At 39.1% G+C, this 15,486-nt stretch carries 19 protein-coding genes; 11 read left to right on the top strand and 8 right to left on the bottom strand.

The window, feature by feature from the left end; all coding sequences use genetic code 11:
• Window position 1: 1 nt before the first annotated feature.
• The 5 genes from CGC50_RS02165 to CGC50_RS02145 are packed head-to-tail and all read right to left on the bottom strand — an operon-like array spanning window position 2 to window position 5,063.
• Window positions 2-952, bottom strand: a complete 951-nt coding sequence (locus CGC50_RS02165; protein ID WP_095909493.1) for an aminodeoxychorismate synthase component I — start codon at window positions 950-952, stop codon at window positions 2-4.
• Window positions 952-2,076 (bottom strand): nucleoid-associated protein, encoded by a 1,125-nt coding sequence (locus tag CGC50_RS02160; RefSeq protein ID WP_095909492.1) that lies wholly within the window; start codon window positions 2,074-2,076, stop codon window positions 952-954. The genes CGC50_RS02165 and CGC50_RS02160 overlap by 1 nt, the downstream gene beginning before the upstream one ends.
• A gap of 40 nt (window positions 2,077-2,116) precedes the next feature.
• Window positions 2,117-2,749, bottom strand: a complete 633-nt coding sequence (locus CGC50_RS02155) for a rhomboid family intramembrane serine protease (RefSeq protein ID WP_095909491.1) — start codon at window positions 2,747-2,749, stop codon at window positions 2,117-2,119.
• A 7-nt stretch (window positions 2,750-2,756) separates the two neighbouring features.
• Entirely contained in the window at window positions 2,757-3,272 is a 516-nt protein-coding gene (locus CGC50_RS02150; RefSeq protein WP_002668236.1) for an IS1096 element passenger TnpR family protein, read from the bottom strand.
• 12 nt (window positions 3,273-3,284) lie between these two features.
• Window positions 3,285-5,063: an AMP-dependent synthetase/ligase gene (locus tag CGC50_RS02145; protein WP_095909490.1), complete on the bottom strand. Its 1,779-nt coding sequence runs from the start codon at window positions 5,061-5,063 to the stop codon at window positions 3,285-3,287.
• A 268-nt stretch (window positions 5,064-5,331) separates the two neighbouring features.
• On the opposite strand from CGC50_RS02145, the gene dnaB reads away from it, so the two are divergent.
• Window positions 5,332-6,888, top strand: coding sequence for a replicative DNA helicase (gene dnaB, locus CGC50_RS02140; RefSeq protein WP_002668547.1), 1,557 nt, complete (start codon window positions 5,332-5,334; stop codon window positions 6,886-6,888).
• 6 nt (window positions 6,889-6,894) lie between these two features.
• Here dnaB and CGC50_RS02135 read toward each other — a convergent pair whose 3' ends face one another.
• The gene (locus CGC50_RS02135) at window positions 6,895-7,434 is read right to left on the bottom strand and encodes an isochorismatase family protein (RefSeq protein ID WP_002668418.1); all 540 of its coding nucleotides are present in this window, start codon (window positions 7,432-7,434) and stop codon (window positions 6,895-6,897) included.
• A 158-nt stretch (window positions 7,435-7,592) separates the two neighbouring features.
• Here CGC50_RS02135 and CGC50_RS02130 point away from each other — a divergent pair, with 158 nt between their 5' ends.
• From CGC50_RS02130 to CGC50_RS02105, 6 genes are all read left to right on the top strand, one after another.
• A complete protein-coding gene (locus CGC50_RS02130) occupies window positions 7,593-7,880 on the top strand; it encodes a hypothetical protein (RefSeq protein WP_002668235.1) in 288 nt (95 codons plus the stop codon).
• 7 nt (window positions 7,881-7,887) lie between these two features.
• The gene (locus CGC50_RS02125) at window positions 7,888-8,199 is read left to right on the top strand and encodes a cell division protein ZapA (RefSeq protein ID WP_095909489.1); all 312 of its coding nucleotides are present in this window, start codon (window positions 7,888-7,890) and stop codon (window positions 8,197-8,199) included.
• Window positions 8,200-8,369: 170 nt separating this feature from the next.
• Window positions 8,370-9,944 carry a ribonuclease Y gene (gene rny, locus CGC50_RS02120; protein ID WP_095909488.1) on the top strand — a complete coding sequence of 525 codons (1,575 nt, stop codon included), beginning with the start codon at window positions 8,370-8,372 and terminating at the stop codon, window positions 9,942-9,944.
• Window positions 9,945-10,093: 149 nt separating this feature from the next.
• Complete coding sequence (locus CGC50_RS02115; RefSeq protein ID WP_002668368.1) at window positions 10,094-10,483, top strand: DUF4296 domain-containing protein; 390 nt, start codon at window positions 10,094-10,096, stop codon at window positions 10,481-10,483.
• Window positions 10,484-10,488: 5 nt separating this feature from the next.
• Window positions 10,489-11,148 (top strand): DUF4271 domain-containing protein, encoded by a 660-nt coding sequence (locus CGC50_RS02110; protein ID WP_002668461.1) that lies wholly within the window; start codon window positions 10,489-10,491, stop codon window positions 11,146-11,148.
• 11 nt (window positions 11,149-11,159) lie between these two features.
• Complete coding sequence (locus CGC50_RS02105) at window positions 11,160-11,903, top strand: uroporphyrinogen-III synthase (RefSeq protein ID WP_002668241.1); 744 nt, start codon at window positions 11,160-11,162, stop codon at window positions 11,901-11,903.
• Window positions 11,904-11,954: 51 nt separating this feature from the next.
• Here CGC50_RS02105 and CGC50_RS02100 read toward each other — a convergent pair whose 3' ends face one another.
• Window positions 11,955-12,314: a YraN family protein gene (locus tag CGC50_RS02100; RefSeq protein ID WP_002668180.1), complete on the bottom strand. Its 360-nt coding sequence runs from the start codon at window positions 12,312-12,314 to the stop codon at window positions 11,955-11,957.
• Window positions 12,315-12,345: 31 nt separating this feature from the next.
• Between CGC50_RS02100 and CGC50_RS02095 the strand changes: the two genes are divergently transcribed.
• Complete coding sequence (locus tag CGC50_RS02095) at window positions 12,346-12,783, top strand: nucleoside deaminase (protein WP_002667969.1); 438 nt, start codon at window positions 12,346-12,348, stop codon at window positions 12,781-12,783.
• On the opposite strand, the gene CGC50_RS02090 is transcribed toward CGC50_RS02095, so the two are convergent.
• A complete protein-coding gene (locus CGC50_RS02090) occupies window positions 12,780-13,733 on the bottom strand; it encodes a PhoH family protein (RefSeq protein ID WP_095909487.1) in 954 nt (317 codons plus the stop codon). The two genes, CGC50_RS02095 and CGC50_RS02090, sit on opposite strands and share 4 nt — an antisense overlap.
• Window positions 13,734-13,861: 128 nt before the next feature.
• Here CGC50_RS02090 and CGC50_RS02085 point away from each other — a divergent pair, with 128 nt between their 5' ends.
• The 3 genes from CGC50_RS02085 to CGC50_RS02080 are packed head-to-tail and all read left to right on the top strand — an operon-like array spanning window position 13,862 to window position 15,449.
• The gene (locus CGC50_RS02085) at window positions 13,862-14,545 is read left to right on the top strand and encodes a hypothetical protein (protein ID WP_095909486.1); all 684 of its coding nucleotides are present in this window, start codon (window positions 13,862-13,864) and stop codon (window positions 14,543-14,545) included.
• Window positions 14,546-14,570: 25 nt separating this feature from the next.
• Window positions 14,571-14,714 (top strand): hypothetical protein, encoded by a 144-nt coding sequence (locus CGC50_RS14375; RefSeq protein WP_232781164.1) that lies wholly within the window; start codon window positions 14,571-14,573, stop codon window positions 14,712-14,714.
• A complete protein-coding gene (locus CGC50_RS02080) occupies window positions 14,715-15,449 on the top strand; it encodes a KilA-N domain-containing protein (protein ID WP_262482358.1) in 735 nt (244 codons plus the stop codon). It begins immediately after the preceding gene.
• The last annotated feature ends 37 nt before the right edge of the window (window positions 15,450-15,486 follow it).

The following is a 15,486-nucleotide window of genomic DNA, read 5'->3' as shown; positions in this document are numbered from 1 at the left end:
CTTAGTTAGGAATGTATATTTTTTCTAATATTTCCTTATATTCACTCTCTGGCTTACTCTGTACAGTAATGCCTGCTCCACTTTTGTAATAGAATTTCTTCCCTATATGTTCGATAAAGCGAATCAGTACACAAGTATCCAAGGTCTTTCCATCGAATACGCCTGCAATACCTGTATAGAATCCTCTGTCATAGGTTTCTGCCTCAGCGATGACTTTCATAGTGCTCTCTCTGGGTGCCCCACAGATGGAGCCTGCTGGAAGGAGCTTGCTAAGGAGCGTGCCCAATTGTGCTTGCCAATTATCGGGAAGGGTACCTATGATCTCCGAGCTGGTTTGCAATAGGTCACCAGTGGATTTTTCGATCACATCTACATAGCGGAATCGGCTTACATGTATATCTGAGGCCACTTGTGCTAAGTCCATCGAAAGGAGTGCGACAACTTTTTTGTGTTCGTCTATCTCCTTAGGATTGTTCAGCAACAATGCTTCTGCATCGGGCAGAGTAGCGCTGATGGTACCCTTCATAGGATAGGTTTTTATATGGTTATCTTCTATTTTTACAAAAATCTCTGGGGAAAAGCATACCCATTCATCTTTGTAAAGAATCTTGTACTTGGCTTTGGCTTTTTGGTATACCTCTTCTAAGGAAACGGGTGATATTTCGGTGGCAAGGGTTAGGTTGATTAGCTCCGTATCTCCTTTTTCCAAGTGGGTATGTGCTTTTTGGAAGGATTTTTCAAAAACTTCGTAGGGAACAGGGTGCTTTTCTATAGTGATAGGTGCCTCTGTTGGGGCTGTCTTCTCTGAGAAAGAAAAACGAACAGATTCGGGTAGGTCTGTAAGGGGAAATACATGCCCCTGAGTCCCTTGATAATTGATTGTAAAAAAACAAGGAGTGTGTTTGGCTCCTAATTCATTGAGCTTTTCTGCCCATGTAGGAAGTGTTTTCATTAGCTTTTCTTTTCTTCATTAAAATAAATAAGATAGTAGAACATACCACGTTCTTCATCCCAACCTTTTTCTACAAATTTCTCAGCGGATTCAGGGTTGATGAAGTCCATACGTATCTGTATATTGGTATCTAAGTCAATGATATTCTTGATTTTCTTACGCATGTCCGATACGGCTTTATTCACAATAGGGAAGGAGGAGACATCCTCTATATAGTATTTCTTTCCCTTGGTTTCTTTGAAGTTGTGAAACTCTGGAATCAGATCCATATAACCCTGCTTGGGGCTTTGGTCTTCGTCGTCCTCATGGGCAGCATATTCTTTCTTGAATACTTTGTCTCCCAATACTTCGTTGAGGAAGTGGGTTTCCTCGAACTCGTCATTCTTAGCAAAGTGATTCACAGCTCGGTTCATGAATAGGATTTCTTCTTGTTTGCCTTCGGCAGGGAGGACAACTTCCTTGGCGAAGTCCTGACACATCTTTAGGTATTTCTTGGTGAAGAAGGCATCATCGGCAAGAGCATCGATTCCTAAGAACTGTTCAGTCCAGTATTTGGTATCATAGCGGTTGCTATCTACCGAGAGGATCTTATAGCCTTCTTCTTCGTTGATATTGAAAATCAGGCATCCTTTGTCTAACTTATTGACATTCACTCCTTCTTCTAATAGAATATCTAATTGGTTGTGCCCTTGTTCGAATTGTAGGAAGTTCTGTTTCATCTCGGACTTGAAGATACCAATGGCTTCTACCTTGGTATTGTCAAGGGTGATGTGTGTCAGGTAGGCTACATATAGCTCTCCAGACTTGATATGAGGGTGGTTGGACTGTTCATATAGTAGCTGGGCAATTCGTAACGAATGGGTGTGTATAGTCGAAGGGTTTTCGAAAATCTCTGTAACTATGGCAAACATCTCATTGAACTCCAGTGAGGTGTCGTTCACAAAGCGCATAAAGTTTTCCTCCTTCTCTCTGAAAGGTTTTAAGAAATATTCCTTGAGCACACTGGTTATCTGGTCATCAAGGGCATAGGGTTGCTGGGAGAGAAATAGGTTTTCTCCCTTTTGCATATTTCCTACCTGATGAATCGAAAGAGATTCTATCTGGGTATTAAAGAGTTCTAACATGGTGAATGATTGATTAAGATGGGGGCAAAGGTATAAAAAATTATTTTTTTAGCAATCGGTATCCCATATAGGCTAAAGGGAGCGCCATAATCCCCAAGTAGAGTGCATTCTCAACTATGAATAAGGGCTTCAACAAAGCTATAACGGAAATCCCAAAGATGGCACCCCCTAAGTGGGCAGCATGTCCTACATTGTCCCCCATACGAGGATCAAGCATCCGGTATACCGAATAACCAAAATAGATCGTCCCAAAGAGCCAACCTGGAATAAAATTGACTCTCAGGTGTGGCATAAGTGCTATGGAAGCAAAGATAATTCCAGAAACTCCTCCAGATGCCCCAATAGCGGAATAATAAGGCTGATGCCTATAGATATATAGGCAAAAAAGATTACCGAAAACAATGGCTCCTATATAGATAAGCATAAAGACATCTACTCCCATTCCTACAAGAATAACCTTATGAAAGAAGAATAGAGATATCATATTGAATATCAAGTGTTCCCAACCGGCATGTAAGAAGCCTGCCGAGAGTAGGCGTATGTAGTCTCCACCTTGTACGGCTTTGACATTGAACATATAGCGCCTAAAGAAAACCTCATGGGTAAAGCCATAATAGCTGATTCCTATAGTGACTATAAGAATACCAAAAAAAACTACGTCAGTAAGGGGCATTGGCTACTTAGGAATAAAATTCATCATCATTGTAACCATGATATTCGTCAAATTCATCTTGGTCAAATTCGAAATCATTGAACTCTGAGTCGAACTCATTGAAGTCTTCAGCTACAAAATTCTTCTCAGGGGCATCTTCTGGGACAAAACCATGGGTAGTTAGTATATGTGGATAGCTTACTCCCTCTTGTTCATGGCCTATTTCTTTGAGATCGACAAAGAAAGTCCACATATTGTAGAAGTCATATACATAGAGGAAATGTCGGTTATCTTCGTCCATAACGGATTCCAGAATGGTATCGGCCATCACTGGGGTATCTCCTTCGGTATCAAAAAGGCTATATTCTTCTCCTTGGTTCCAGTCCTCATCGCTCTTGTAAAAGGAAGCCATTTCCTCTCCATTGAACCCGAAGGATTTCGATATACATTGGTGAAAGTCTTCTAAGTTGATATGGCTTTCTACTTCTATATCACGGAATACATCCGTATCTACATCCAAAATAACTCTAAATCGGTATATCATAATCAGTATTTTCTAAGATTCTTTATTGTAAAATGTATTGTACATATCTTTGTATTTCTCAAGGATAATACGGCGCTTGAGCTTTAGGGTAGGGGTGAGGTGGCCTCCATCAATACTCCACTCATCTGGGGTGAGGTCGAAGACCTTGATTTGCTCCCATTTTCCTAATTTTTTATTGATGTGTTCTACTTCTTGTGTTATGCGTTCTCGTACGCGCTCGTCTTTTACAAGAGCTTCATTGCTAAGGGTTTGTTTGTCTCCATGGCGCTTGAGCCACTCGCGAACGAAGGCAAAATTGACCTGTAGGAAGGCTGCGGGCATTTTCTCACCTTCTCCTACGACCATTGCTTGTTCTATGAAGCGGGATTGCTTGAGCTTGTTCTCTATATATTGCGGGGCAATGTACTTACCTCCTGAGGTCTTGAACATTTCTTTCTTACGGTCGGTGATCGTAAGGAAGCCTTCCTCGTCCAAAAAGCCTATATCTCCAGTGTGGAAGAATCCATCTTCATCTATGGCATTGTGGGTCTGCTCTTCATTCTTATAATATCCCAGCATGATGTTGCTTCCTTTACAGAGGATTTCTCCATCTTCGGCTATTTTTACTTCGATATGGTCAATAGGCTTGCCTATGGTACCTATCTTCCACAAGTATCCCTTTTTACAATTCACTGAGATTACAGGCGAGGTCTCCGTAAGACCATATCCTTCCCAGATAGGAATACCTGCAGCAGAAAATACACGCACCAAGCGTGGCTGCAGGGCAGCACTTCCACAGATCATCTGTAGCTGACCGCCTAAGGCTTTCTTCCATTTGGAGAATATGAGTTTACGTGCGATTTTTAACTTCAGCGAATACCACCATCCTTTTTGGTTATAGGGCTCGTATTGGTAGCCTAATCGCAATGCCCAGAAGAATAGGCTCTTAGCTATTCCAGAGAGGGCAACTCCTTTGCTGTAGATACTATCATATACTTTCTCAACTACACGAGGAACTACCGTGATTAGGCGGGGCTTTACTTCACCAATATTTACAGCTACTTTTTCAAAGGATTCGGCAAAGTAGAGGCGTATTCCATTATACTGATATAGGTAGGTGAGCATACGCTCAAAGACATGGCATACAGGCAAGAAGCTAAGACAGATATCTCCCGATTTTACAGGAACTCGCTCCTGGCAGTTCTTGATATTACTAATAATATTATCATGAGAGAGCATTACTCCCTTGGGCTTACCTGTAGTCCCTGAGGTATAGATGATGGTTGCCATATCTGTTGGCTGAATCTGTTCCTTGAGAGAATCTACCTGAGCTTGATTGGTATTATCCTCTCCTAAGGAAAGAATTTCCCTCCATCCTCTGGCGCCTTCTACCGCATCAAAGGTGAATACTTCTTCCAAAGTGGCTATTTCTGAAACTATACTACTTACTTTCTCAAACAGCTCTTTGTCCGATGCAAAGCAATATTTTACCTCAGCATGGTTCAGGATATATATGTAATCTTCCTTGGGGATAGTTGGGTATATAGGAACATTGTGGGCGCCTATTTGCATGATAGCCATATCTAAAATATGCCACTCTGTACGGTTATTAGAGGTAACCATGGCTATCTTGTCATGGGGCTGTACTCCTAAGCGCAATAAGGCTCTACTTACTTGGTTGATCTTCTTTACATATTCTTCAGAAGAAATAGGAGTCCATGTATTGTTATATTTAGTGACTAAAGCATTCTCAATAGGATATTTCTCTAACTGATAATAGGGAATATCGAACAAGCGAGTGACTTCTCTCATGTGTTTTTTCAGATATAGATTACCAACTGCAAAGGTATGAAAATTATTAAAAACAACAAACTATCTGTCGGGAAGTTTTTGCAGAAATAATTTTTTGAACGATTTTTGCTATAATTCTATTTTGATAATCAATAGGTAAGCAAACTTTTACACAATACTCACGGATTTGTTGAAAAACTAAAAGGGAAAAGATTGAGAAAATGCGTGTATTTTTGCCAAAAGAAAAAAGGAAACTGTCCTTTTTTGTAATTGATTAATTATTAAAGATATGGAAAATATTTCTCCTCAACCTATGGAGGTCGTAACCTCTTCTCGTACCATTCCAACCCTCGAAAGGGGGAAAATTCCGCCTCAGGACCTGGAGCTGGAAGAGGTGGTGCTTGGGGGAATGCTTATAGAAAAACGAGGAGTCGATGAGGTGATAGATATTCTCTCCGACGAGGCTTTCTATTCACCAGCTCACCAGAAGATCTATGCGGCTATCTATAAGTTGTTCAAGGATTCTCAACCGATAGATTTGATGACTGTTAAGGATCAGCTCCTCAAGGATGGTACGCTCAAGGAAATAGGAGGGGGGGGATATTTGGTATATCTTACCGAAAGGGTCTCCTCTTCGGCTAATATTGAGTTTCATGCCCGTATCCTTATCCAGAAATATATCCAACGTAGACTTATCAAAATGTCCAATGAGATTATCGAAGAGGCTTATGATGAGGAAACGGATGTCTTTGACTTGCTCGATAGCGCCGAGGGAAAGCTCTTTTCTATCACTCAGGGAAATATTACTCGTACTTCAGAGTCTGCCAAGGAATTGGTCATTAAGGCACGTAAGAAAATAGAGGAACTCCATAACCGAAAGGAGGAGTTCAGTGGGATTCCTTCAGGATTTACCAAGGTGGACGAGCTCACAGCGGGTTGGCAGCCTACGGATCTTATCATCGTGGCAGCTCGTCCTGCTATGGGAAAAACAGCTTTTACCCTTAGTATGGCACGTAATATCGCTGTCAATAGCAAGATTCCAGTGGCTTTCTTCTCCTTGGAGATGTCTTCTATACAGCTTATTACCAGGCTTATTGCTTCTGAAACAGGGATAAGCTCTGATAAGCTCCGTACAGGAAAACTCAATGTGGAGGACTTCGAACGCCTCAATACCAAGACTCAGGAACTCTTAGAAGCTCCTTTGTATATCGACGATACGCCTTCACTTTCTATCTTTGACCTCCGTGCCAAGGCGCGCCGTATGGTATCTAAGTATGGGGTTAAGATTATCTTTATTGACTACCTTCAACTAATGACGGCCAATACGACCAACAAGGGGGCAGGGAATCGTGAACAAGAGATCTCAACCATCTCTCGTAACCTCAAGGCGCTGGCAAAAGAATTGAATTTGCCCGTGATAGCGCTCTCTCAACTTTCGCGTAATGTCGAGAGTAGGCCAGGACATAAGCGCCCTCAGCTCTCTGACCTTCGTGAGTCTGGAGCGATTGAGCAAGATGCGGATATCGTTACGTTTCTCTATAGACCAAGCTATTATAACTTAGAAACATGGGATGATAGCGCACAGACTCCTACGGAAAACCAAGCCGAATTTATTGTTGCTAAGCACCGTAATGGTGGCTTAGACAATATTCGCCTGCAGTTTGTCAATGGGGTCTTTAGCAATCTCAAAAACCTTTTGTATGCTGAGGAACAGACCGACCAGGTACAATCCTTCTCTTCTAAATATAATAATCAGGAAGAGGAAGCTTCTTCTACAGGACTCCCTAAGGGAAATCCTAACAATGCTTTCGGCTCAGGAAGTGATATTCCTGATGTACCTTTCTAAAAGATTTTATTTGATAAGTTTCGCTATATCTCGGAACTTCTCGTGCTTAGCAGTTCTCAAAAGTGAAAATAAGGCTCCCTCTACACAGGTGAGCCTTCCTTGTGCTTGTTCTATCATCTGAAGTCCTATTTGTTTGTTTTCCAGAGTACGTGAGGAGACTGCATCACAAGGGACAAAAACTTCATAACCTGCTTGAATCAAATCCTCTGTGGTTTGCCAGATACAGATATGGGTCTCTATTCCTATTAGTAGGACTTGCTTGCGCTGGTGACTTTGGATTTTTTGCGCAATTTCTTCAGTGGCATAGGCTGAAAAAGTACATTTTTCCATAGGGGACAGTCCACTGAGGCATTCGGCAATTTCTGGAGTGGTCTGTCCTAATTTCTCCGGAGTCTGTTCTACCCAAGTGATAGGGATTTCTAAGTGCCTAATACCTTTGATAAGGGCACTTGCTTTCGATAGGACAGTTTCACTCTGGTATACAATCTGGGATAACTTGCCCTGAAAGTCAAGTATAACTAATTGAGTATCATTGATTGATAACATAATTTTGAATTTGTGTTTTTGATAGTACAAAGATATTAAAAAATCATAAATGTTGATTAAAAAAATTAATGAAATAAAATTTTTACAAATAGTTGCTTATAACTCCAAAAAGTATTACCTTTGCAACCAAAAAGTAAGGGGTTTTTCTCTATAGAATTATGGAAGAATGGATACAAAAAATAGAATTATTACTTCCTCAAGTGCAGCTATATGTACGTTCTTTAGAAGAAAAAAATAGTATGCTATTAGGGCAAGTTGAAGCTCTTACTCATATGCTTGACAAGGCTCAAAGTGAAAAACAAGCCTATGAACAAAAGTATGAAGCCCTAAAGGTAACCCAAGCTCTTTTAGGCAGTGATGAAAAAAGAACGGAAGCCAAACTCAAAATAAATAGCCTTATTCGCGAAATAGAACAATGTATTGTCCAACTTTCTCAAGATAAGTGACCCAATAATGAGTGAAAAATTACGCATATCCTTAAAAATAGCCGATAGGGTATATCCTTTGAAGATTTTTCCTGAACAAGAGGAAGCCTATCGTAAGGCTGCGCAAAGGATCAATGAGCAGATTAGGTTTTTTGAGCAAAACTTTCCAGTGAAGGACAGACAAGATTCCTTAGCTATGTGTGCTATTTCTTTAGCCATGCCTCTCTCTCATGAAGGCTTGACTGAAGAATACCAAACAGAAGAAAATATTGAAAAATTAAAAAATATATATCAAACACTGACAGAACTAAGTAATAAAGATTACTGCCTGCAAGAATAGTTTTTTTGGTAAACTCAACAGAAAATAATTCAGAAGGGTGAGTCAAGCCACCAAAGCGTGCCGTCTTCACTTGGCGGATACTTGAAGGGCTTGGTAGCTCTAAATATGCTTTTAGGAGTTTATTCATATGATTTCTTCTTGCAGGCTTTTTGTATAATTATTTTATTTTTATGGAAATAACAACATTAGTAGTAGGTGCCATTATTGGAGTATTCATAGGGGGTATTTTGGTGTGGTTTGTCCTGAAGAAAAAACAAGAAAAATATGCTTTCAAGGTAGTGAAAGATGCTCAAGAAGAATCACAGAATATCCTTAAGCAGGCTAAAGTAGAGGCTGAAAATATTAAAAAAGAAAAAATCTACCAAGCTAAAGAAAAATTCTTGGAACTTAAGTCTGAACATGAAAAACTGATTCTTTCTAAAGAAAAGAAAATATCTGAAGCAGAAAAGCGTATTAAGGATAAAGAATCTCAAGTATCCAATGAACTGGCTCAAACTAAAAAACTCAATGAAGAGCTTGAACAGAAAAATCAAGAGTGCGCTCATCGTATGTCTTTGGTAGATAAAAAACAGGAAGAGGTAGACAGGCTGCACAAGAGTCAGGTGAAACAGTTGGAGGTAATATCTGGACTAACTGCCGAAGAAGCTAAATCTCAATTGGTAGACTCTCTCAAGAATGAGGCTAAGACCGATGCTATGGCTTATATCCAGACAACTATCGAGGAGGCCAAGCTTACTGCCCGTCAGGAGGCCAGAAAGATTATTATCAATACTATACAACGAATAGGTACGGAAGAGGCTATTGATAACTGTGTATCTGTATTCAATCTTGAATCAGATGATGTAAAAGGACGTATCATCGGTCGTGAAGGACGCAATATACGTGCTTTGGAGGTTGCCACTGGAGTGGAAATTATTGTAGATGATACTCCCGAAGCTATTATCCTTTCTTGCTTCGATTCCGTACGTAGGGAGATTGCACGCCTCTCTCTTCATAAGCTCGTGACTGATGGGCGTATCCATCCCGCTCGTATTGAAGAAGTCGTAGAAAAAACAACTAAACAGGTAGAAGATGAAATTGCTGAAATAGGTAAGCGCACCATTATTGATTTAGGAATACATGGCTTGCACCCCGAACTTATCAAAGCGGTAGGGCGTATGAAGTATCGTTCGTCTTACGGACAAAATCTCTTGCAACACTCTCGTGAGGTGGCTCGCTTGTGTGGACTCATGGCTGCCGAATTAGGACTTAATGTCAAATTGGCTAAGCGCGCAGGGCTTCTTCATGATATAGGTAAGGTTCCCGAAACAGATACTGAAACTCCTCACGCTCTCTTGGGTATGGAGTGGGCTCAAAAATATGGGGAAAAACCTGAAGTGTGCAATGCTATAGGGGCTCACCATGATGAGATTGAGATGACTTCTCTGCTTTCTCCTATTGTACAAGTATGTGATGCAATCTCAGGAGCAAGACCAGGAGCACGAAGACAAGTGCTTGATTCTTATATCCAGCGCCTTAAAGAATTGGAAGATACCGCTTTCTCTTTCCAAGGGGTTAAAAAAGCTTATGCAATTCAGGCGGGTCGTGAACTGCGTGTGATTGTCGAAAGTGAAAAGGTATCCGATGAAAAAGCAGCGGAACTCTCCTTCAATCTCTCTCAGAAAATACAAACGGATATGACTTATCCTGGTCAGGTAAAAGTTACCGTTATCCGTGAAACAAGAGCTGTGAATATCGCTAAATAATGAGAAATTTATATAAAAGATAGTAGTAATTAGAAAGAAGTTAAGGTTTTTCTTTGCTTCTTTCTTTTACTTTATAGATTTTTATCCTGAATTGTTTTGCTGGTTTAAAATAAATATTGTAATTTTGCCCCGTTAATCAAAAAGAGAAAGTGAAATATTGCTATCTGAATATCCTTTTTTTGTGCTTGATAGCTTGTTCTCAAGTAGTTACTCCCCCGAAGAAACTCTTATCGGAAGAGGAGATGGAAGCTGTGTTCTATGATCTGGCCTTGCTCAATGCGGCCAAAAGCATAGACGCTACTTTCTATGAGCAGAGCGGTATACTCACCTCAACGATGTTGTATAAAAAATATGGGGTAGATAGCTTACAATTGGCAGAAAATATTTCTTATTATTCCTCCGACCCCCAGAAGTGTAATAAGATACTCTCCGCCGTGAGTATGCGACTGAATAAGGAGGATAGCCTATTGCAAAAACAGCTGACACCTCCTCAGCCACCCTCCCCTCAGGAGGAATTGCCCTCTGATACTTTAAAATAAGATGTATGAAGTGGATCCCTGTCTCTTTTGAAAATAAGGATTGGATATCTTTCCTATTTGTAACAATCTTAGCTCTTTTGGCTTTTATAAAGACATATCATGTCTTTCGATTCAAGGAGTTTCTGAATCTATTGGTCAATAATAAGTATATTATTATATTCAATAAAAAGGAAAGAAGTGGCGTACTCTTTACCTTTTTGTTATTACTGGTACAAGGAGGGATACTTAGTGTAGCGATTTGGCTATTGTTAGAATTTTTTGCTATAAAAATTTCTTTTTATAATATACCTCAGCAGTATCTGGTGATGTTGGGAGTGGGACTTTTTATATTCTTGAAATTTATCTTTCAGCGATTCGTAAGTTATGTGTTTGATTTTGACACTTTCTCTCGTTCCTTCCTGTTCATTCGCTTAAGCTATTCTAATTATGCCGCTTTTGTTTTGGTATTTTTACTTTTTTTGAATATATATGCCACTGGAAATAATATATATCTCTTGGCTTTTTCATTAGTAATATTTTTGTATATACAAATTCTTGGAGTCATTTCATTTGCCAAGCTATATAAAAATGAAATAAAACAATATTGGTATTATTTTATTTTGTACCTTTGCACCTTTGAAATAGCACCTTATGTTTTTGTTAATTATTTGATTATATCTCAATAAATAAAGATTTTATGAAAGTTAAAACAATCTTGGTTTCTCAACCTGAACAATCAGAAAATTCACCTTATCATCAGATTATAGAGAAATACAAAGTAAAAATTGATTTTCGTCCTTTTACTGAAGTACAAGGGGTAACAGGAAAAGATTTGAGAGCGCAAAAGATTGAACTTCAACAACATACGGCTATTATTCTCACCAGCAGGAATGCCGTAGATCACTTCTTTAGAGTAGCCGAGGAAATGCGCTTTAAAGTGCCTGACACTATGCGCTATTTCTGTCTCTCTGAAGCGGTAGCTTTCTATCTGCAAAAGTATATAACTTATAGAAAGCGAAAGATTTATGTAGGAAAGAAGGATTTTGCGGATCTTATTCCTTTCCTTAAAAAGCATAAGGAAGAAAAATTTTTCTTCCCAACCTCTGAGCTCTTGAGCCCTGCCATAGAAAAGTCATTGAATGATCTGAAAATTAATTGGAAGCGGGGAATCTTGTTTAAGACAGCTCATGCCGATATTACCGACCTAAAGGATGTAAAATACGATGTTATCGCTTTCTTTAGTCCAGCAGGGGTCGAGTCCCTCTTCCAGAATTTTTCTGACTTCAAGCAGGGAACTACTCGAGTGGCTGTCTTTGGGGCTTCTACTCTTAAAACAGCTGAGGAGGCGGGCTTGCGAATTGATATTCAAGCACCTCTGCCTGAGACTCCTTCTATGACCATGGCTCTCGAAAAATATTTAGAGAAAGTAAACAAACGATAAAAAAGAAAAAACTACTCTTTTGAAGTAGTTTTTTCTTTATAAATCAATCACTTAAAAGGGATAGAAGGCGTCTTCTATATGTTCTAAGTGATACTCGGCATTGTTTTTTACAATAGAGATGATGTCAAACCTTACTTCCATATCTAAGTCATTGATCTTGATATAGTGATTGGTGGCTTTGGCCAATAGCTGTATCTTATGGGGGTTGACAAAGGAATAGGGCTCTCCGAAATAGGCTGATTTTCTTGCCTTTACCTCTATAATCACAAGAATATTATCCTTTTTAGCGATGATATCTATCTCGGCACTCTGCCAATAGAAGTTCCGTGCTAAGATTTCATAACCTGAGTTTTTGAGGTAGTTGGTGGCTTCCTCTTCGGCTTCTTTGCCAAAATCATTATGTTCTGCCATAGTTTATTTTGTTTTTAATAAATAGATTTTTATGATATTATCGGATACTTACTTCATGCAAAAGGCCTTACAAGAGGCTCAAATTGCCTTTGAACAAGGGGAAGTGCCTGTGGGGGCTGTTATTACTATCGGGGAGCGAATTATTGCTAAGGCTCATAATCTTACCGAAAAACTTACTGATGTCACTGCTCATGCCGAGATGCAAGCCATTACAGCTGCAAGTGAGTATTTAGGGGGTAAGTATCTGATGGATTGTACTTTATATGTAACCTTGGAACCCTGTGTCATGTGTGCAGGGGCGCTCTATTGGAGTCAAATAGGCAAGGTGGTCTATGGAGCTACGGATTCCAAGCGGGGTTACCATCTTTTTGGTAATTTGCTACACCCCAAGACTCAGGTAGTACAGGGAGTGTTGGAAGAGCCTTGTAGCCAGATAGTTAAGGATTTCTTCCTTCAAAGGCGTCTCTAATCTTCTTCCTTCTCAGCACGGCTATAGGCATTGATGATTTCCTTGACCAAGGGGTGGCGTACTACATCTTTATCATCCAAGAATAAGGTGCCTATCCCTTTGATTCCTTTTATGATATGTAGGGCTTCACTCAGTCCACTGTTTACCTTCTTAGGGAGGTCTACCTGTCCAGGGTCTCCTGTGATGATGAACTTGGCATTGCGTCCCATACGAGTGAGAAACATCTTCATCTGTACATAGGTGGTATTCTGTGCCTCGTCCAAGATTACAAAAGCATTGTCCAAGGTACGCCCTCGCATGAAGGCTAAGGGAGCTATCTGAATGGTGCCATTCTCTATGAAGTTATTGAGCTTGTCGATAGGAATCATATCCATCAGGGCATCATAGAGGGGTTGCATATAGGGGTCAAGCTTGTCCTTGAGGTCTCCCGGAAGGAAGCCCAAGTTCTCTCCTGCCTCTACTGCAGGGCGTGTGAGGATAATACGCCTGACTTGCTTGTCTTTCAGCGCTCTTACCGCAAGGGCTACACTTGTATAGGTTTTACCTGTACCTGCAGGACCTATGGCAAAAACCATGTCGTTTTTCCCAATGAGCTCCAATAATTTTTGCTGATTAGGGGTCTGGGCACGGATGATCTTCCCTTTTACTCCATGAACAATGAAGTCTTTGTCCAAAAGGGTAGAGGGTAACAAAGTGCCATGATCAGAGGTGAGTATACGCTCAATCACATTTCTATCCAAGTGATTGTATTTTTCCAAATGTAGAGTAAGCTGTTCTACACGTCTCTCAAACTCATCTAAGATGGCTTCTTCTCCGAAGATGTGAATCTCATTACCACGAGCTACAATTTTTATTTTTGGGAAATAGCTCCTAAGTAGTTCGATATTACTGTTCTGTTCTCCATAGAACGACTGTGGATTTACTTCTAATAAAAGGGTTCTCTGGTTCAAATCTTACTTTTTTGGCAAAAGTACGTATTTTTTTTGAATTGTGAGTAAATAAAGTGTAAAATCCTTTTTTATGTCAAAATAAATTCTTTTCTTTGTCATGTGGAAAGATTATTCAAAATGAAAACCTTATGAAACACTTACTTATTTTATTCTTCCTCCTTACGACCAATGCCTTTGCGCAAGGTCCTCTTGGAGATTATGCCGTAGTAAAAGACAAAGACGGCTATGTAAACATTCGCGCCAAAGAAAATGTAAAAAGCAAAATTGTAGGTACTTTGCCTAACAATACACTTGTATATGGTTTCTTTGATAAAGAATTTAACCCTACTAACTGGATTGAAGTTGATAAAGGGTATGTGCATCAAAGTCGCTTGAAAAGAATATTTGACTTTCGTGCTATAGTAGGAAAAGAGCAAGGCAATAGTATTATTTTTGATGATAAGGACGTAAAAGTGACCATTACCAAACAGAAGTTCGACAAAACCAAGCACAAGATTACTAAGAAAGGCCAGGGAAGTTATGAACAATTAATCATTGATGGTAAAGAAATAATATATGGATGGGACGGTTCACTAGCTCAAGACCATTACAAAAGTATTACTGTAACTATGAAAGGCAAAAATGTACCTATCCCTAAAAGTGCTTATGATGATTTGTATGAAATTTCCTATTTTAGCAGTTCCATATACTACGATGAGGAAGCGGAGGCACTTTATATTTATGCAGTTAATGGCGAAGCTGGTTTAGCTTACCAAGTGTGCTGGCAAATAGTAAAAGACAAGTACATAACCCGTATTATAGGACAACTTTAATGATGTAACTAAAATTACCAAATATATGACACCAACAAATAATAAACTTAAAGTACAAGATGTTGAAATATCTTTAGCTACAATAGACAATCAGGATTATATTTCATTAACAGATATGGCTAAAGGTAAAAATGATGAAGCAAGAGCTGCTGATATAATAAAAAACTAGATAAGAAATAGAAGTACATTAGAATTTTTAGGTACTTGGGAAATACTTTATAACCCTAATTTTAAAGTGGTCGAATTCGACCACTTTAAAAAAGAAGCAGGATTGCCAACATTTACTATTAGCGTTTCAAATTGGGTAGAGAGTACAAATGCTATTGGAATTTTATCACGAAAAGGAAAATATGGAGGTACTTATGCCCATAAAGATATTGCTTTTGAATTTGGAGCAGCTATAAGTCCTGTTTTTAAACTATATCTGATAAAAGAATATCAGCGTCTTAAAGAGTTAGAGAGCAATCAGTACAATTTGGAATGGAATGTGAAAAGGATTTTAAGCAAGGCCAACTATCATATCCATACCGATGCTGTTAAAAACTATATACTTCCCACTCTTTCTGACCTAAAAGAAGCCTTTGTATATGCCGATGAAGCCAATTTGCTAAATCTCGCTATGTTTGGCTGTACAGCTAAACAATGGAAAGCAGCTAATCCTGAAAGAGCATTAAAGGGTGAAAATATAAGGGACATCGCCAGTATTAATGAATTAGCTATACTCAGCAATATAGAGAGTCTTAATGCTTCTCTGATTAAACACAATATTGCCAAAGAAGAACGTTTTAAAATTTTAGTAGAAACCATCAAAGAACAACGTGTTGTTTTAGACAAAGTAGATTATCTGAAATCTATTAAAAAACTTTCAAACGATACTTATATAAGTATGGAAAGCGACAAATAACTTGATAAAAAAACTCATTATAAATTATCTATTGAAT

This window comes from Capnocytophaga gingivalis (genome assembly GCF_002302415.1).
GTDB lineage: Bacteria > Bacteroidota > Bacteroidia > Flavobacteriales > Flavobacteriaceae > Capnocytophaga > Capnocytophaga gingivalis.
Note: the sequence above shows the minus strand (reverse complement) of the source record. Positions and strands in the feature narration are given on the sequence as shown.